Here is a 16,189-nt window from a genome sequence, read left to right as displayed (position 1 = left end):
CACTCTCTCCCTTATGACTTTGGCAGTTTGAACACCCAGAGCGCGCCGCCCTGATTGATGTCCTTGAACGATTTGGCGACTTCGCCACCCCACAGAGGCACAGCGCCGCCCCAGCCGGACATGACGGCGACATATTGTTCGCCATCCTGTTCCCAGGTGACAGGCGAACCGACCACGCCGGACCCGGTCTGGAATTTCCACAATTCCTGGCCAGTCTTGGCATCGAAGGCCTTCAGATAGCCTTCGGGCGTGCCGGTGAACACCAGATTGCCCCCGGTCGTCAGCACCCCGCCCCACAACGGCGCCTTGTTCTTATATTCCCACACGATCTTGCCGGTCTTGGGGTCCATGGCCCGCAGCACGCCGATATGATCTTCGGCAATCGGCTTGATGGTGAAGCCCGCGCCCAGATAGGCCGCGCCCTTCTTGTAGGCGATGGGCTCGTTCCAGATGTCCATGCCCCAGTCGTTGGACGGGATATAGAAAAGGCCGGTGTCATGGCTGTAGGCCATCGGCATCCAGTTCTTGCCGCCCAGGAAAGACGGCGAGGCGAAGACCGGCTTGCCCTTTGCATCGCCCGGTGCCGGCGGACGGCCTTCCACGATGTAATTCGGCTTGCCATTCTTGTTGAAGCCATCGGCCCAGGTCGTCTGCATCACGAACTTGCTGGCGCTGACAAACTTGCCGTTGGTCCGGTCGAGCACGAAGAAATAGCCGTTGCGGTCCGCCTTCGCGCCAAGCTTCATCGGCTTGCCGTTGATGGTGGCGTCGAAGGGAATGAATTCGTTGACGCCGTCGAAATCCCAGCCGTCGTGCGGCGTGGTCTGGAAATGCCATTTGATGACGCCAGTGGCCGGGTCGATCGCGATGGTGGATGCGGTGTAGAGATTGTCGCCGGGACGCAGATGGCTGTTCCACGGCGCAGGGTTGCCGGTGCCGAAGAAGAGCAGATTGGTTTCAGGATCATAGGTGCCACCCAGCCAGGTCGCGCCGCCACCGGTTTTCCACTGGTCGCCCTGCCAGCTGGCGTTCAGCTTGCCGGTGATGCCATTATCCTTGCCATTGAGCGTGCCCATATGGCCTTCAATCACCGGGCGGTGCCAGATCAGCTCGCCAGTGTTGACGTCGCGCGCATCGACCGCGCCGACCACGCCGAATTCGCCACCCGAATTGCCGGTGATGACCATGCCGTTGACGATCAGCGGCGCCGCGGTGGCGCTATAGCCTTCCTTATAGTCGGCGATCTGCTTGTTCCAGATCACCTTGCCGGTCAGGCGGTTGAGCGCCACGAGGCGCGCGTCGAGCGTGGCGAAGATGATCTTGTCGCCATAGATCGCCGCGCCCCGGTTCACCACGTCGCAGCAGGGCATGATGCCGTCGGGCAGGCGGGCGTCATATTGCCATTTTTCCTCGCCAGTGCGCGCGTCGAAGGCGAACATGCGCGAATAGCTGCCGGTCACATAGATGGTGCCGTCATAGACGATCGGCTGCGCTTCCTGGCCGCGCTGCTTTTCACCACCCAGCGAGGCGGAGAAGACAGGCACCATTTTCGACACATTGCCGCTGTTGATCGCATTGAGCGCACTGAAGCGATGCGCCTGCGGTCCCATGCCATATGTCAGCACGTCGCCCGTCGATTTGGCGTCGTTCATCAGATCGGCATCGGTCGGCCCGCTTTGCGCCACCAGCGGCGCGGCCCCCATCGCCATTGCCATCGCAGCGACGCCCGACAGCGCCCGCATGATCGGTCCTTTCATAACCATCCTCCCTGTGTAATCGGGCGCATTGGGCGCCCACGATTTCTGTGCAGACTATGCCGCTCCCGATCAGCGACAATTAGACCTTGGGTCGGGATATTGACGGTCCGCGCTCAGCCTGCGGCGTTGGCCGCAGTCCAGTTGACCCCGTAGCGCGCGAACAACGCCTTCATCTCGCCGCTTGCCGCCATGGCGGTAACGATCTCCTCCACCGCATCGCCCAGCGTGCGGCTGTTTTCCTTGACCGCCATGCCGATGTCCCAACCGGGCGAGGTGAAAGCGGGCAGCGGCCCCTTGCGCAGCGTGACACGGCCAGCGCCCGCACCGTGCAGTCCGTGTTCGATCTGCGCCCGGCTCGCCAGCACGGCGTCCGCCTGCCCGGCCAGCACCGCCGCCACCGCCGCCGATCCGGTCGGATAATGGACGACATCCTTCGCCAAAACGCCGCCGAAAGAGCCTGTCAGATAGAAGTCGGGGATGGAGTCGAGTTCAGCGGCGAGCTTGCGACCGCGCCACTCGGTCGGCATCCCTTCCAGCGCGACCGCGCCACCGGTACCGGCCAGCGCGAAACTCTCGCGATAATAGGGCGCGATGATCGCAACCTGATCATTGCGCGCCGCGAAGGTCCGGTCGAAGGGGACATGGAGCATCAGGTCGCCGGGCATGAAGCCCAGCAAGCCGCCCTTCCACACGCCGTTGCGCAGATCGTCATCGGCGCTTTCGTCCGCGACCAGTTGGGCCACATCGGCGCGCACGCCCAGCCTGCCCGCGATCGCCTGCGCCAGGTCAGCGTCCAGACCGACGATCTTGCCGCCCTCCTCCCACGACCAGGGCCGGTTGTCCTGATAGACGATCACGCGCAACGTACCGAGCGCCTTGACCTTCGCCAACGGGGCCGCGCCGCCGCGGCCCGCAGCCAGCGCGAGCGCCACACCCGCCCCGCCAATCAAGGCGCGACGGGTGAGCATCGCCCTATCCCTCATGTTTGGTTTCAAGCCAGGCGCGGATGGCCCAGCCGGCCTTTTGCCCCAATACGTCGCCAAAGGGCGGCATATAGACCTTGCCGTCATGGCTGGAGCCGTGGCGGAAGCGTTCGGCGAACCATTGATCGCCGGATTCGCCTTCCTCCAGATAACGCAGGTCCGGCGCGATGCCGCCGGATTCCGCATCCAGCCCATGGCAGCGCGCGCAATTTTGACCATAAGCCGACTGGCCGATCTCGATCGCCTTGGCGTTGCCGCTATAGGGGTTTTTTTCGAGCCAGGTTTCGCCAATCTCCGGCAGCGCACTCGTGTCGACTGCTTGCGGCGTGACGTCGCCATGCGCCAGCAGCGCGCTCGCCCCGGTCATGCCCAGCGTGGCAATGGCGCCCAGCAGCGCGATCCGTCCCAGTTTCATATGCGTCATCCTCTCACGCGGATTCTCGTTGACCGGAATATCGGCTAAGGCAGGCGCGCGGCCCATTGGCCATTGGTACAATCCCGTCGATCGTTACCAGCCGATAGGATGACGGCCAAAGCGGTGAGAGGATCAGGATATGAAGCGCATCGGCATTGCCGTCGGGGCCGTCTGGCTGGCGCTCCCCGCCGCCGCGCAGGGGGAAACCCTCTATGTCTCCAACGAGCGCGGGGACAGCGTGTCCGTGGTCGATACCGCGTCGGGGCAGGTGACGGCGACCTGGGCCGTGGGCGGCCGCCCGCGTGGCATCACCCTGTCGAAGGATGGCCGCTACCTCTATCTGTGCGCCAGCACCGACCATGCGGTGCAGGTGATCGACCGTGCAACCGGCAAGCTGGTCGCGGAATTGCCATCTGGGCAAGACCCGGAGCAATTTGCCCTCTCCCGCGACGGCAGGACGCTGTTCGTCGCCAATGAGGATAATGCCGCGCTGACGGCGATAGACCTGGCCAGCCGCACCGTCGCCTTTCAGGTCGATGTCGGCGGCGAACCGGAAGGGGTGGCGCAAAGCCCGGACGGCCAGTGGGTGGCGGTGACGTCCGAAGAGGATAATGTCGTCAACTGGATCGACCTTGGCACGCGCCAGATGGTCGCCGAAACCCCGACCGACCAGCGCCCGCGCCATGTCGAATTCACCGCCGACGGCGCGCAATTATGGGTCGCGGCCGAAATTGGCGGGACGGTCCAGATCATCGACACGACAAGCCGTGCGGTGCGCGAGACGCTGCGGTTCGAGATACCGGGCGTCCCGGCGCATCGCATCCTGCCGTGCGGCATCCGTTTCACCCCCGATGGCAGGACCGCCATCGTCGCGCTGGGCCGAGCCGATCATGTCGCGCTGGTCGATGTCGCGACCCACAAAGTCCGCGCCTATGTGCCCGTGGGCAAGCGGGTCTGGCATGTCGCGGTCAGCGCCGATGGCACCCAAGCCTATACAGCCAATGGCCTGTCCGATTCGGTATCGGTGATCGATCTGGCCAAAGCGCAGGTGAGCGCGACGATCGCCGTCGGGAGCGCGCCCTGGGGGATCGTCGCCGCGCCCTGACCGGGCAAGCAGCGCGATTGCAGCGACCCGCGCCAGATGGCATGGCGGGGCTATGACACGCATCGGCCTGCTCGGCGGCTCCTTCAACCCGGCCCATGGCGGGCATCGCGCGATTTCGCTGTTCGCGGCAAAGGCGCTGGGGCTGGACGAGATATGGTGGCTGGTGTCGCCCGGCAATCCACTGAAGCCCCGCGCAGGCATGGCGCCCCTGCCCGCCCGGCTGGCCCGTGCGCGCAAGGTCGCGCGGCGCGCCCCGATTCGCGCCACCGCGATCGAGACGCAGCTGGGCACGCGCTACACGGCAGACACGCTGCGCGCGCTGACCCGCCGCTACCCGCGCAACCGCTTCATCTGGCTGATGGGGGCCGATAATCTGGCGCAGTTCAGCCAGTGGAGGGACTGGCGCGGCATAGCGCGTCAAATGCCCATTGCCGTGATCGCCCGTCCGGGCTATGATGGTGCTGCTCGTGGCTCTGTGGCCATGAACTGGCTGCGGCGCTTCGTCCTGCCCGCTTGCCAGAAAGCAGGCTGGACGAATTGGAGACCGCCGGCGCTCGTGCTATTGCGCTTTCGCCCTGATCCAAGATCGGCGACCCTGTTTCGGCAGGCGAACCCCCTCTGGCATCGCGAATATGAACATGCACGTGTGCGGGACCCGCTCACGCGTCGGCTGATCGTCTAGAATGGAGCTTTTTTGACCAGACCCCTTATTGCCAACGATACGGCCGCAGCGGCCGATAGCGTGGCCGCCCTGCACGCCCTCGTCATGCAGTCGCTCGACGACGACCAGGCCCAGGAAACCATCTCCATCCCCCTCGAAGGCAAGAGCAGCATCGCCGATTATATGGTGATTGCGAGCGGTCGTTCGTCGCGCCAGGTCGCGGCGATCGCCGAGCATCTGGCCGAGCGGGTCAAGAAAGGCACGGGCCGTTCGTGCCGCATCGAAGGGCTGCCGGTCGCCGACTGGGTGCTGATCGACGCGGGCGACGTGATCGTCCACCTGTTCCGGCCCGAAGTGCGCAGCTTCTACAATCTGGAACGGATGTGGGGCTTTGTCGACGCGCCAGTGGCGGGGACGGCATAACCCGACGCCGTTCGGGCTGAGCGAAGCCGAAGCCTTCCACTGAGCGTAGCGAAGTGGCTTCGCCTGCGGCTCAGCCGAACCCTTCGACTTCGCTCAGGGTGAACGGATTAAGGCTGAATGCTCCTCCATATCATCGCGCGCGGGAAGATCGGGCGGTCGCCCGAAGCCGAACTGGTCGACCGCTATGTCAAGCGGCTGACCATGCCGCACAAGATCACCGAAATGCCTGATCGGGGCGGCAAGCTGCCCCCGCAGGCGCCCGGCATTGTCACGGTGATGCTGGACGAAAAGGGCAAGCAGCTATCCTCCATGGACTTTTCCCGGCGGATCGAAGGCTGGCGCGACGCGGGAACGCGCGAATGTCGCTTCCTGATCGGCGCGGCGGACGGGTTTGACGATACCCAACGGGCGAATGCGGACCTGCTGATCGCCTTTGGCAATATGACCTGGCCGCACATGATGGCCCGCGCGATGCTGGCCGAACAATTGTGGCGGGCCTGCTCGATCCTTGCCAATCACCCCTATCATCGCGAAGGATAGGCGGGTGACACGGGGCAGGATCATGATCGCGATGATGGCGGGCCTTGGCGTCCTGGCCGCATCGCGCCTGCCCGCCGCCGATGACGACGCCATCATCCTGCCCGGCACCGCCGGCACCACATTGCAACAGGAACAGGCCGCGCTGAAGGCCGCGCGCCGCCAGTCGGACGAGGCGCGCGATCGGTCCGCCCGGCTCGACCAGCAGGCGAGCGCAGCGCGCGACGAGGCCGAGCAGGCGCGCCGCCGCGCCGCCGCGATCGCCGCGCGCATCCAGCAGGCCGAAGCCGACATAGCGGGCGCACAGGCGCGCATCGCCATCGTCGCGCGGATGCAGCGCGCGCAGGCGGCCCGGCTGGCGGCCAAGCAGGAACCGGTCGTGCGCCTGACCGCCGCGCTCCAGATGATGGCGCGCCGCCCGCTGGCGCTGGCGCTGGTCCAGCCCGGCTCGATCACCGATGCCGTGCATATGCGCGCGGTGCTGGGGCAGATACTCCCGGTGATCCGCCAGCGTACCGCCGGGCTGCGCGCCGAGCTGGAACGCAGCCGGGCGCTGCGCGCCACGGCCCAGCAGGCGGCCGATGCGCTGGCCAGCAGCCAGCAACAGCGCAAGGAAAGACAGGCCCAACTCGCCGCGCTGGAGGCGCAGAAGCGGGTGGCCGCGCGCGACTATCGCACGAATGCGGGTATGGAGAGCGAGCGGGCGCTGGCGCTGGGCGAGCGGGCGCGCGACATTGTCGACCTGATGGACCGGCTGGAGGAAGCGGGCGACCTGCGCGACAAGCTGGCTGCGCTGCCTGGTCCGCTGCTGCGCCCGGCTCGCCCCGACCAGACCGGCGCCCCTGCCCCTGACCGGGCCGTGGCGATGCGCGGCCCGCCGCCCTATCGCTTGCCGGTCGTGGGCCAGCTGGTCACGGGCATGGGTGAGGTGAATGATGGCGGCGTCCGGTCACGCGGGCTGACGCTGGTAACGCAGCCGGGGGCGCAGGCGGTCGCGCCGACCGCCGGACGCATCGCCTTTGCCGGGCCCTATCGCGGCTATGGCCAGATATTGATCATCGACCATGGCCAGGGATGGACCACGCTGATCACCGGCCTGCATCGCATTACCGCGCAAGTGGGCGACAGCGTGCGGCAGGGCGAGCCGGTCGCCATCACCGGCCCTGGCCGTCCCACCATCACCATAGAACTGCGCCGCAACGGCCGTCCGGTCGACATCGTGCCGCTGGTGGGGCTGGGATGAGGATCGCGCGCCCATTAACCTGACGCTCATCGACCCTGCGCAACATTCGTCGAAGCGCGCTTTTGCGTCGGGACGCGAATCGGCTTATGATGGAACGCAGATGCCGGAATCAAGGACAACCATGAAATCCACCTTCCTCCAGGGCGCACTTGCGCTCGGGGCGCTTGCGCTCATTCCCGCCACCACCGCGGCGCTCGCCGATGGGGAGGCGTCGAGCTACAAGGCGCTCGACGAATTCATGGACGTGTTCCAGAAGGTCCGCAGCGATTATGTCGAGAAAGTCGACGATGAAAAGCTGATCAAGGGCGCGATCGACGGGATGCTGGCCAGCCTGGACCCGCACAGCAGCTTCCTGGACGCGCGCGATTTCCAGAATCTGCGGACCCAGACCGAGGGCAGCTATGGCGGCCTGGGCCTGTCGGTCACGCAGGAGGATGGCGCGGTCAAGGTCATCGCGCCGACGCAGGATACCCCGGCCTGGCGCGCGGGGATCAAGGCGGGCGACTATATCACCCATATCGACGGGCAGCTAATCTATGGCGGCACGCTGGACGAAGCGGTCGACAAGATGCGCGGCGCACCGGGCACCAGCCTGAAGCTGACGATCGTGCGGGCCGGACGCGACAAGCCGATCGACCTGACGCTGACGCGTGAGATCATTCAGTTGAAGCCGGTGAAATGGGAAGTGAAGAACGGCATCGGCGTCATCAACATCGTCAGCTTCTCTGCCAATACCGGTGCCGATGTACGGCAGGCGATCCGCAGCATCGACAAGTCGCTGGGCCACAAGCCGACCGGCTATGTGCTGGACCTGCGCTCCAACCCCGGTGGCCTGCTGGATGAAGCCGTATCAGTCAGCGACGCTTTCCTGGAACGCGGCGAGATCGTGTCGCAGCGCGGCCGGGCCAAGGGCGATGTCGAACGCTATTATGCCAAGCCTGGTGACGATGCGAAGGGTCTGCCGGTGATCGTGCTGGTCGATGCGGGATCGGCGTCCGCATCCGAAATCGTCGCCGGTGCGTTGCAGGACCAGCATCGCGCGCTGGTGATGGGCGAACGCAGCTTTGGCAAGGGCAGCGTGCAGACGATGTTGCCGCTGTCGAACACCACCGCGCTCAAGCTGACCACGGCGCGTTACTATACGCCTTCGGGCCGCAGCGTGCAGGAAGGGGGCATCCAGCCCGACATCCGCGTCCCGCAGCTGTCCGACCCCGATTACAAGAACCGCCCCAAATATCGCGAAAGCGACTTGCGCCGCCATTTGATCAACGAGATCAAGACCGACGACAAGACGCTGGAGGAAGATGCCAAGGACGATCCGCGCTTTGCCATGTCGGCCGAGGAATTGAAGAAGAAGGGCGTCGAGGATTTTCAGCTCGACTATGCGCTCAAGACGATTGGCCGCCTGGCCAGCACGCCGGGCGCGACCATCGCGCAGGCGGCGGCCAGGAAGCCGGGGGCGAAGTAAGGGGTTCCCTATCATTCCCGTTCGCCCTGAGCGGATGGTGTGGGAATCCCGCAAGTTCAGCATGACGAAAGGTGCCTGGGGGTTTAAGCGGGGATGATGAGCAAACTTCCCCTCGCTCGCGCCCTGGCGCTGCTGATCCCCGTGGCGCTGCTGGGCGGTGCCTATGCGTCGCAATATGTGGGCGGATTGCATCCGTGCGAAATGTGCTGGTGGCAGCGTTATCCGCATATGGCCGCGATCGCGCTGGCGCTGCTGGCCTTTGCGGCAAAGGGCAATCCGAGGACCAGCGCGATGTTCACGACGCTGGCGGCCATCGCCATCGCCATAAGCGGCGCCATCGGCCTGTTTCATGCCGGGGTCGAATATGGCTGGTGGGAAGGGCTGACCGCCTGCTCCACATCGCCGACCGGTGGCAATGCGGCCGATATATTGACCCAGATCATGGCGACGCCCATCACCCGCTGCGATGTTGCGCCATGGAGCCTGCTGGGCATATCGCTGGCGGGCTATAACGGCCTCTTGTCGGTCGGTGGCGCACTCGCCATCTTGGCGTTGTTGGGACGCAAAGGACGCAATGCATGAGCGCGAAGCAGGATTTTCCCCGACCCGGTCGCCGTCCCAAGCCCGCCGATCGCGCGTCCATGCTGCGGGTCGATCAGGCCGGTGAGTTCGGCGCGACCCGCATCTATGCAGGGCAGCTTGCCGTGATGGGCGATCGGCATCCCGATGCGCGCATCATTGCGGGCATGGCCGCGCAGGAAGAGCGCCACCGCCAGACGTTCGACGCCATGATCGCCCGACGCGGCGTACGACCGACCGCGCTGGCGCCGATTTGGAACGTGGCGGGCTTTGCGCTGGGTGCGGTGACGGCGGCGATCGGTCCCAAGGCCGCCATGGCCTGTACCGCCGCGATCGAGACGGAGATCGACCGCCACTATGGCGAACAATTAGTGCAATTGGGCAGCGACGATCCGGAACTCTCCACCGCCATCGCGGATTTTCAGGCAGAGGAAGTCGAGCATCGCGATGCCGCGCTGGCGCATGGAGCGCAGCAGGCCCCTGCCTACCCCCTCTTGTCGGGCGCCATCCGTTTGGGATGCCGGGCCGCCATCGCGCTGTCGAAGCGCATCTGAAAAGGACCGACGGATGACCAGGATACCGATGATCGCCGCGCTGTTGCTGATGGGCGCTGCCGGCCCCGCACTGGCCCAGCCGTCAAGCGCGCCCACCGCGGCGGCCGCGCCGACGACGGAGAAGGTCAACCTTGTCATCGTTTATGGCGACGATGCTTGCCCGCAAAGCCAGGGCGACGACATTGTCGTGTGCGCGCGCAAGGGGGAGGAAGAGCGCTATCGCATCCCCGAACCGCTGCGCGGCGATCCCAATGAACCCAGCAAGCAGGCCTGGGGCGAGCGGGTGCGATCGATGGAATATGTCGGGCGGTCCGGCACTGAAAGCTGCTCGCCGGTCGGCGGTGGCGGCGCAACCGGCTGCTTCGCGCAGCTGGCTCGGCTGGCCAAGGCGGAACGGCAGGCGCTCGACAATGCCAGCTGGAAGGATCTGGTAGAAGCCGAGCGCGCCAAGCGCCTGTCCACCATCGACGCCGACAGCGAAGCGATCGAAGCGCGGGTCGTGGCGGAGGAAAAGGCCAAGGATACGGCGCCCGCATCGCAACCCTGACGGGTCCGGACGCCGAACGGCGTCTGGACAAGGAGTCTCCGCTTTCGGGCAAGGCGGGCAATGACAGGGGCGAATGAAGGATTTTCCGATGATGCGTCTGTCTATGTCCCTGGCCTTGATGGGGGCGGCCTTGATCCCGGCGACGCCCGTGCTGGCGCAGCCTGAACCGCCGCCCGACCGCATATTCAATCTGATCGTCTATGGCGATGATCCCTGCCCCAAGGGCAAGGATGACAGCGAAATCGTGGTGTGTGCGCGCAGGCCCGAAGCCGAGCGCTATCGCATTCCCAAGAAGCTGCGTGAAAAACCGGCGGTGGCTGGTGGTCCCGGCTGGGGCAGTCAGGTGGCGACGATGGAACAGGTCCAGCGCCAGACCCTGCCGGGCAGTTGTTCGGTGATCGGCAGCAACGGCTTTACCGGCTGTGCGGCCCAGAGGCTGCAACAATGGTTCGCCGAGCGACGGATGCTGGAATCGAAGGGCGAACCCTGAGCTTTTAACGGCCTATGCCGGGCTGATAGCGCTGCTTGGCCGCGTTGACCTTGTCGATCAGGCTGGAAAGCGGTTCGGATGCTGGCATCGCACGGCAGGGTTGCTTCATGCTGCTCATCCGCTGGCTGAGCGTGCCGAAAATATGGTCGATGCGATCCATCAGTCTGTCCCGACAAGTGATAGCCCGCTATCGCGCCGCTGTGGTTAACAAGTGGTAATCGGCGGCCCGCCTTTGCGCCGAAGCGAATCACGCACCCGTCGAGTCGCAGGCAGCAAGCCCCTGCACATAGGTCGGGTAGTGTGGCGACCAGCCAAGCAGGCGTTTTGCGCGTCCATTGGCGACGCGGCGGTTCTCTGCATAAAAGGCCAGCGCCATGGGCGACAGCGCGGCCTGTTCCAGCGTCAGCAGGGGCGGATGGGCCATCCCCAGCATGTCGCAGGCGGCCTCTATCACCCGGTTTTGCGCGCAGGGCAGGTCGTCGGCCAGATTATAGATGCCCGGCGGCCCATCGAACGAAGCCATGATCCCCGCGACAATGTCATCGACATGGACGCGGCTGAAAATCTGGTCGGGCAGATCGATGCGATGCGCTTTTCCCGCCCTCACCCGGTCCAGCGCCGAACGGCCCGGACCGTAGATGCCCGGCAGACGGAAACGGCGCATATCAGGCCGCAACGCGCCCCATGCCTGATCAGCCTGCGCCCTGGCGGTACGGATGCCCGTGCCGACCGGGCTGCCTTCATCCACCCACGCCCCGCGCGCATCGCCATAGACGCCGGTGGAGGAGAGATAGCCGATCCAGCGCGCCGGTGCGGCGGCTATTGCGGTACCGTAGCGGGCCAGCACCGGGTCGGTGTCGCCTTCGGGCGGGACGGAGGAGAGGATATGGGTGGCGCTGGCGATGGCGGCGCGGACAGAGGGATCGTCATCGAAGGCCAGCGTGTCTGCGTCGGCATGGCGACGGGTGGCGGTGATGCGCCAGCCATCCGATCGCAGGCGGTCGGCCAGCCGGGACGCAGTATAGCCAAGGCCAAAGATCAATAGATGAGGCAACACACTCCTCCCTTCGTTTCGAGCGCTTCGACTGCATGCCAGGGCAGGCGCTCAGGACAGGCAAGGTCGAGAAACCTGTGCACCGTTTCTCGGCTTCGCTCGAAACGAACGGAGACAGAGACTAGACCGTGAAGCTCTCGCCGCAGCCGCAGGCGCCCTTGGCATTGGGATTGGCGAAGGTGAAGCCGGCGGTGAAGTCATCCTCCACCCAGTCCATCGTCGATCCGACCAGATAGAGCACCGACGCGCCGTCAATGTAGAAGGTGCCGCCGGGGGTCTCTATCTTCTCGTCGAATTTGGCTTCCTCGCTCACATAATCGACCGAATAGGCCAGGCCCGAACAGCCGCGCCGGGGCGTGGAAAGCTTGACGCCGATCGTGCCCTCCGGCGCGTTGGCCATCAGGTCGGCGATGCGCTGTTCGGCGCTGGGCGTCAGCGTGACGGCGGCGGGGCGGGCGCGGGTCTTGGTTTCGGTCGTCATCACAGCATCCCCAGTTCCAGCTTGGCCTCATCGCTCATCTTGGCCGGATCCCATGGCGGGTCCCAGACCAGATTGACCTGCGCATCGCCGACGCCGGGGACCGCCCCGACACGCAGTTCGACCTCGCCGGGCATGGATTCGGCCACTGGGCAATGCGGCGTGGTCAGCGTCATGGTGACGACGACATGATTGTCGGGCGACACGTCGACGCCATAGATCAGCCCCAGATCATAGATGTTGACCGGGATTTCCGGGTCGAAAATATCCTTGAGCGCGTCGATGACGCCATCATAGACATCGCCGCCCGGTTCCCCCGCCGGGCTTTCGGCAGGCTTGGCGGCCAGGAAGCCGTCCAGATAGTCGCGCTGGCGCGGCGCTTCTTCCACCCGTGCCTTGGGCGGGGCGTCAACGGCCTCTACCTCTTCCACCACGATCTTGTTCGCCTCGGTCATCCGAAGATCTTCCTTACCCGTTCCAAACCCGCGACCAGCGCATCGACGTCGCCCTGATCGCTATAAATGCCAAAGCTGGCCCGTGCGGTTGCTTCCACGCCCAGATGGCGCATCAGCGGCTGGGCGCAATGATGCCCGGCACGGATCGCGACGCCCGCTTCGTCCAATATGGTGCCGACATCGTGCGGATGCACCCCCTCGACTTCAAAGGAGAGGATTCCCGCACTGTCGTCCGGCCCGAACACCCGCACGCTGTTGAGATTGTCGAGCGCCGCGCGCGCCTGCGCCACCAGCGCACATTCATGCGCGTGGATCGCGTCCAGCCCGATCGCCTGCACATAGTCGATCGCCGCCGACAGGCCGATCACGCCGCTGATGTGGGGCGTTCCCGCTTCGAACCGGGTCGGTGCGGGCGCGTAGGTCGTTTTTTCAAACGTCACCTTGTCGATCATCGATCCGCCGCCCTGATAGGGGGGCATGGCGTCGAGCAGTTCCTGCCGCGCCCACAGCACGCCGATGCCGGTCGGACCGTAGAGTTTATGCGCGGAAAAGACGTAGAAATCGCAATCGAGCGCCTGCACGTCGACGGCAAGGCGCGGCACGGCCTGGCAACCGTCGATCAATATCCGCGCGCCGACCATATGCGCGATGCCGGCCGCGCGGCGGCAATCCAGCACGCTGCCCAGCACGTTGGACACATGGGCGAGCGCGACCATGCGGTGCCGGGGCGTGATCATCGCGCGCATCGCGTCAAGATCGATCCGGCCATCATCGGTCAGCGGCACGACGTCGATATGGGCGCCGACCTTTTCCGCCACCATCTGCCACGGCACGATATTGCTGTGATGTTCCAGCGTGGACAGGAGGATGCGGTCGCCCGCCTTCAGCTGTTCGCCCGCCCAGCATTGCGCGACCAGGTTGATCCCTTCGGTCGCGCCGCGGACATAGACGATTTCGCTGTCCGACTTCGCGCCGATGAAACCGGCCACCTTGCGCCGGGCCGATTCATAGGCGAGCGTCATGTTGGCGGACCGCGCATAGACGCCGCGATGAACGGTGGCATAGTCGGGGCCATAGGCGCGGGCGATGGCGTCGATCACCGCCTGCGGCTTTTGCGCGGTGGCGGCACTGTCGAGATAATGCCAGTCGAGGACGCCGGGAAAATCCGCGCGGAGCGACAGGCGTTCGGGGGCAAGGATGGCGTTCATGCGATCCTCCCCTGAAAGGGGAGGGGAACCACGAAGTGGTGGAGGGGTGTCGTGCTATCGATAGGGTGATACCCCTCCGTCTGGCCTGCGGCCAGCCACCTCCCCTTGCAGGGGAGGATGACGTTGCGTGTCATACCATCGCCTCCAGCTTGGCGATCGCCGCTGCTTCGAGCCTGTCCTTCACCGCCTCATCCGCCACGCTGTCGAATACGCCCGCCACGAAGGAGCGCAGCAGCAGCGTTTTGGCGGTCGCCGGGTCCATCCCGCGCGAGGCCATGTAGAAAAGCGCTGCCTTGTCCAGTTCGCCCACGGTCGCGCCATGGGCGCATTTCACGTCGTCGGCATAGATTTCCAGTTCCGGCTTGGCGTTGGCGGTTGCGGTGCGATCCAGCAGCATGGCCTTGACCGACTGGAAGGCGTCAGTGCGCTGCGCGTCGCGGGCGACCGCGATCCTGCCGAGATAGCTGCCGGTGGCGCGCTCGCTCAGGATCGAGCGGATCGTCTGGCCGCTGGTCGCGTCGGGCTGCGCATGGGTGACGCTGGTGACGATTTCCAACGTCTGATCACCACTGCCCAGAATGGCGCCGCCCAGTTCGAAATGGCTGCCCCGGCCCAGCGTCACGTCGATTGTCACTCGCCCCAGCTGGCCGCCAATGTTGAGGACATGAAAATCGCAACGCGCGCCATCGGCCACGGTCACGACATAATCATGCACCGCCGTCGCGCCATCGGCTGCGTCCTGCAACAGATGGTGATGCGCCGCTTCGCCCGCCGCAACGTCGATTCGCACCGGCGCGGGCAGCGGCCAGACGCTCTGGAGCGCCGAAAGGTCGCTATAACGCCAGCTTTCGTCGCGGCGGGTGGGAAGGTCCAACATGTTCATCGCTTTGTTTTCAATGCCTTGCGGTTCAAACTCGTCCAACTTCGTCCATATGCACGGTGTTTTCGGTATAAGCCTTTGTAATTTAAGTATATTATCCCGTATTTCGCCGCGATAGGACAGATATTCCGTTATCCGACCACCTCGGCCCCAACCACATCAGAATAGCCTTCACGTTCCAGTTCGAGCGCCAGTTCCGGGCCGCCCGACTTCACGATCCGCCCGCCAGCCAGCACATGGACATAGTCCGGCTTCACATAGTCGAGCAGGCGCTGATAATGGGTGATCAGCAGCACGGCCTTTTCGGGCTTGCGCATGATCGCGTTGATGCCAGCGCCCACAATCTTGAGCGCGTCGATGTCCAGCCCGGAGTCGGTTTCGTCGAGGATCGCCAGCTTGGGATCGAGGATGCCCATCTGCACCATTTCGGCGCGCTTCTTTTCGCCGCCCGAAAAGCCGACATTCACGGGGCGCTTGAGCATATCCATGTCGAGGCCGAGCAAAGCGGCCTTTTCCTTGGCGAGGCGGATGAATTCGCCGCCATTCAGTTCCTTTTCCCCGCGTGCGCGCTTCTGGCTGTTGAGGCTTTCGCGCAGGAACTGGAGGTTGGAGACGCCGGGGATTTCGACCGGATATTGGAAGCCCAGGAACAGACCGGCGGCGGCGCGCTCATGCGGGTCGAGGTCGAACAGGTCAGCGCCATCGAACGTCGCGGTGCCGCCGGTCACTTCATAACCCGGCCGCCCGCCCAGCGTGTAGGCCAGCGTCGATTTGCCCGCGCCGTTCGGCCCCATGATCGCGTGGATTTCCCCCGCGTGGATCTGGAGCGACAGGCCTTTCAGGATCGCCTTGCCGTCAATTTCGTTGGTCAGTTGGTCGATCGTCAGCATCATTTATCCTTCGTGCGCGCGCTGGAGCGTGCGGGCGGTCCAGAAGGCCATGTCCCGCACATCACCGGGCGCCGGAAACAGCGTGTCGATATGCCGCTTGATCGGCATATAGGGCCACCAGTCGACATTCTCTTCCGGCGGGCCTTTTTCGAGCAGCGCCACCACGAATTCGCTGACCGGACCCATGCGGGCCAGGTTGGGGGCCTTCGCCTTGTGGAACGCCTTGTCCTTGCGCAGCTTCTCGGTCATCGCGGCGTCCGCCTTGTCCAGCGCGGCGCGGCTGTCGGCCTCGAATGTGTCGAGATCGCCGAAATCGGCGCGGGCGCGCTGTTCCAGCTCGCCCTCTTCCAGCTCATAATCCTCGGTCAGGATGCGGATCGCGGCGGTCCATGACTGGCCATTGCCAACATCCTCCGCAAAATCCGCGAGGGCATCCTGAATATCGTCTTCGTCGCTCAAGTT

At 65.0% G+C, this 16,189-nt stretch carries 21 protein-coding genes; 10 read left to right on the top strand and 11 right to left on the bottom strand.

What is annotated here, in order from left to right:
* Positions 1-11 precede the first annotated feature (11 nt).
* The 3 genes from IWY39_RS10795 to pedF form a co-directional block, all read right to left on the bottom strand.
* Positions 12-1,757 (bottom strand): methanol/ethanol family PQQ-dependent dehydrogenase, encoded by a 1,746-nt coding sequence (locus tag IWY39_RS10795; protein WP_107124993.1) that lies wholly within the window; start codon positions 1,755-1,757, stop codon positions 12-14.
* Between the two features lie 113 nt (positions 1,758-1,870).
* The gene (locus IWY39_RS10790) at positions 1,871-2,725 is read right to left on the bottom strand and encodes a substrate-binding periplasmic protein (protein WP_107124992.1); all 855 of its coding nucleotides are present in this window, start codon (positions 2,723-2,725) and stop codon (positions 1,871-1,873) included.
* Positions 2,726-2,729: 4 nt separating this feature from the next.
* Positions 2,730-3,155, bottom strand: a complete 426-nt coding sequence (gene pedF / locus IWY39_RS10785) for a cytochrome c-550 PedF (protein WP_107125033.1) — start codon at positions 3,153-3,155, stop codon at positions 2,730-2,732.
* 139 nt (positions 3,156-3,294) lie between these two features.
* Here pedF and IWY39_RS10780 point away from each other — a divergent pair, with 139 nt between their 5' ends.
* From IWY39_RS10780 to IWY39_RS10735, 10 genes are all read left to right on the top strand, one after another.
* Positions 3,295-4,260 (top strand): PQQ-dependent catabolism-associated beta-propeller protein, encoded by a 966-nt coding sequence (locus tag IWY39_RS10780; RefSeq protein ID WP_107124991.1) that lies wholly within the window; start codon positions 3,295-3,297, stop codon positions 4,258-4,260.
* Between the two features lie 52 nt (positions 4,261-4,312).
* Positions 4,313-4,942 carry a nicotinate-nucleotide adenylyltransferase gene (locus tag IWY39_RS10775; RefSeq protein ID WP_107124990.1) on the top strand — a complete coding sequence of 210 codons (630 nt, stop codon included), beginning with the start codon at positions 4,313-4,315 and terminating at the stop codon, positions 4,940-4,942.
* Between the two features lie 12 nt (positions 4,943-4,954).
* The gene (gene rsfS, locus IWY39_RS10770) at positions 4,955-5,344 is read left to right on the top strand and encodes a ribosome silencing factor (protein ID WP_017183718.1); all 390 of its coding nucleotides are present in this window, start codon (positions 4,955-4,957) and stop codon (positions 5,342-5,344) included.
* Between the two features lie 117 nt (positions 5,345-5,461).
* Entirely contained in the window at positions 5,462-5,884 is a 423-nt protein-coding gene (locus IWY39_RS10765; RefSeq protein WP_107124989.1) for a 23S rRNA (pseudouridine(1915)-N(3))-methyltransferase RlmH, read from the top strand.
* A gap of 22 nt (positions 5,885-5,906) precedes the next feature.
* A complete protein-coding gene (locus tag IWY39_RS10760; protein WP_107124988.1) occupies positions 5,907-7,124 on the top strand; it encodes a murein hydrolase activator EnvC family protein in 1,218 nt (405 codons plus the stop codon).
* A gap of 121 nt (positions 7,125-7,245) precedes the next feature.
* Positions 7,246-8,592, top strand: a complete 1,347-nt coding sequence (locus IWY39_RS10755; RefSeq protein WP_019053181.1) for a S41 family peptidase — start codon at positions 7,246-7,248, stop codon at positions 8,590-8,592.
* Positions 8,593-8,688: 96 nt separating this feature from the next.
* On the top strand, positions 8,689-9,174 hold the full coding sequence (locus IWY39_RS10750) for a disulfide bond formation protein B (protein WP_026002472.1): 486 nt from the start codon (positions 8,689-8,691) through the stop codon (positions 9,172-9,174).
* The gene (locus IWY39_RS10745) at positions 9,171-9,725 is read left to right on the top strand and encodes a demethoxyubiquinone hydroxylase family protein (protein WP_017183579.1); all 555 of its coding nucleotides are present in this window, start codon (positions 9,171-9,173) and stop codon (positions 9,723-9,725) included. The genes IWY39_RS10750 and IWY39_RS10745 overlap by 4 nt, the downstream gene beginning before the upstream one ends.
* Positions 9,726-9,738: 13 nt before the next feature.
* Positions 9,739-10,272, top strand: a complete 534-nt coding sequence (locus IWY39_RS10740) for a hypothetical protein (RefSeq protein ID WP_019053179.1) — start codon at positions 9,739-9,741, stop codon at positions 10,270-10,272.
* Between the two features lie 73 nt (positions 10,273-10,345).
* Complete coding sequence (locus tag IWY39_RS10735; protein ID WP_019053178.1) at positions 10,346-10,762, top strand: hypothetical protein; 417 nt, start codon at positions 10,346-10,348, stop codon at positions 10,760-10,762.
* A 4-nt stretch (positions 10,763-10,766) separates the two neighbouring features.
* Here the strand turns inward: IWY39_RS10735 and IWY39_RS10730 are convergent, their stop codons facing one another.
* The 8 genes from IWY39_RS10730 to IWY39_RS10695 all read right to left on the bottom strand — a co-directional run bounded on the left by IWY39_RS10730 (position 10,767) and on the right by IWY39_RS10695 (position 16,186).
* The gene (locus IWY39_RS10730; RefSeq protein ID WP_181316766.1) at positions 10,767-10,922 is read right to left on the bottom strand and encodes a hypothetical protein; all 156 of its coding nucleotides are present in this window, start codon (positions 10,920-10,922) and stop codon (positions 10,767-10,769) included.
* An 87-nt stretch (positions 10,923-11,009) separates the two neighbouring features.
* On the bottom strand, positions 11,010-11,816 hold the full coding sequence (locus IWY39_RS10725) for an NAD(P)-dependent oxidoreductase (RefSeq protein WP_107124987.1): 807 nt from the start codon (positions 11,814-11,816) through the stop codon (positions 11,010-11,012).
* 121 nt (positions 11,817-11,937) lie between these two features.
* Positions 11,938-12,297, bottom strand: coding sequence for a HesB/IscA family protein (locus tag IWY39_RS10720; protein ID WP_107124986.1), 360 nt, complete (start codon positions 12,295-12,297; stop codon positions 11,938-11,940).
* Positions 12,297-12,749: an SUF system Fe-S cluster assembly protein gene (locus IWY39_RS10715; RefSeq protein ID WP_019053175.1), complete on the bottom strand. Its 453-nt coding sequence runs from the start codon at positions 12,747-12,749 to the stop codon at positions 12,297-12,299. Before IWY39_RS10715 ends, IWY39_RS10720 begins: the two co-directional genes overlap by 1 nt.
* Entirely contained in the window at positions 12,746-13,957 is a 1,212-nt protein-coding gene (locus IWY39_RS10710; protein ID WP_107124985.1) for a cysteine desulfurase, read from the bottom strand. The genes IWY39_RS10715 and IWY39_RS10710 overlap by 4 nt, the downstream gene beginning before the upstream one ends.
* Positions 13,958-14,087: 130 nt before the next feature.
* Positions 14,088-14,840, bottom strand: coding sequence for a SufD family Fe-S cluster assembly protein (locus tag IWY39_RS10705; protein WP_026002476.1), 753 nt, complete (start codon positions 14,838-14,840; stop codon positions 14,088-14,090).
* 128 nt (positions 14,841-14,968) lie between these two features.
* On the bottom strand, positions 14,969-15,727 hold the full coding sequence (gene sufC / locus IWY39_RS10700; RefSeq protein WP_107125032.1) for a Fe-S cluster assembly ATPase SufC: 759 nt from the start codon (positions 15,725-15,727) through the stop codon (positions 14,969-14,971).
* 3 nt (positions 15,728-15,730) lie between these two features.
* Entirely contained in the window at positions 15,731-16,186 is a 456-nt protein-coding gene (locus IWY39_RS10695; RefSeq protein ID WP_019053173.1) for a hypothetical protein, read from the bottom strand.
* Positions 16,187-16,189 lie beyond the last annotated feature (3 nt).

The organism is Sphingobium sp. JAI105 (genome assembly GCF_015752145.1).
GTDB lineage: Bacteria > Pseudomonadota > Alphaproteobacteria > Sphingomonadales > Sphingomonadaceae > Sphingobium > Sphingobium xenophagum.
Note: the sequence above shows the minus strand (reverse complement) of the source record. Positions and strands in the feature narration are given on the sequence as shown.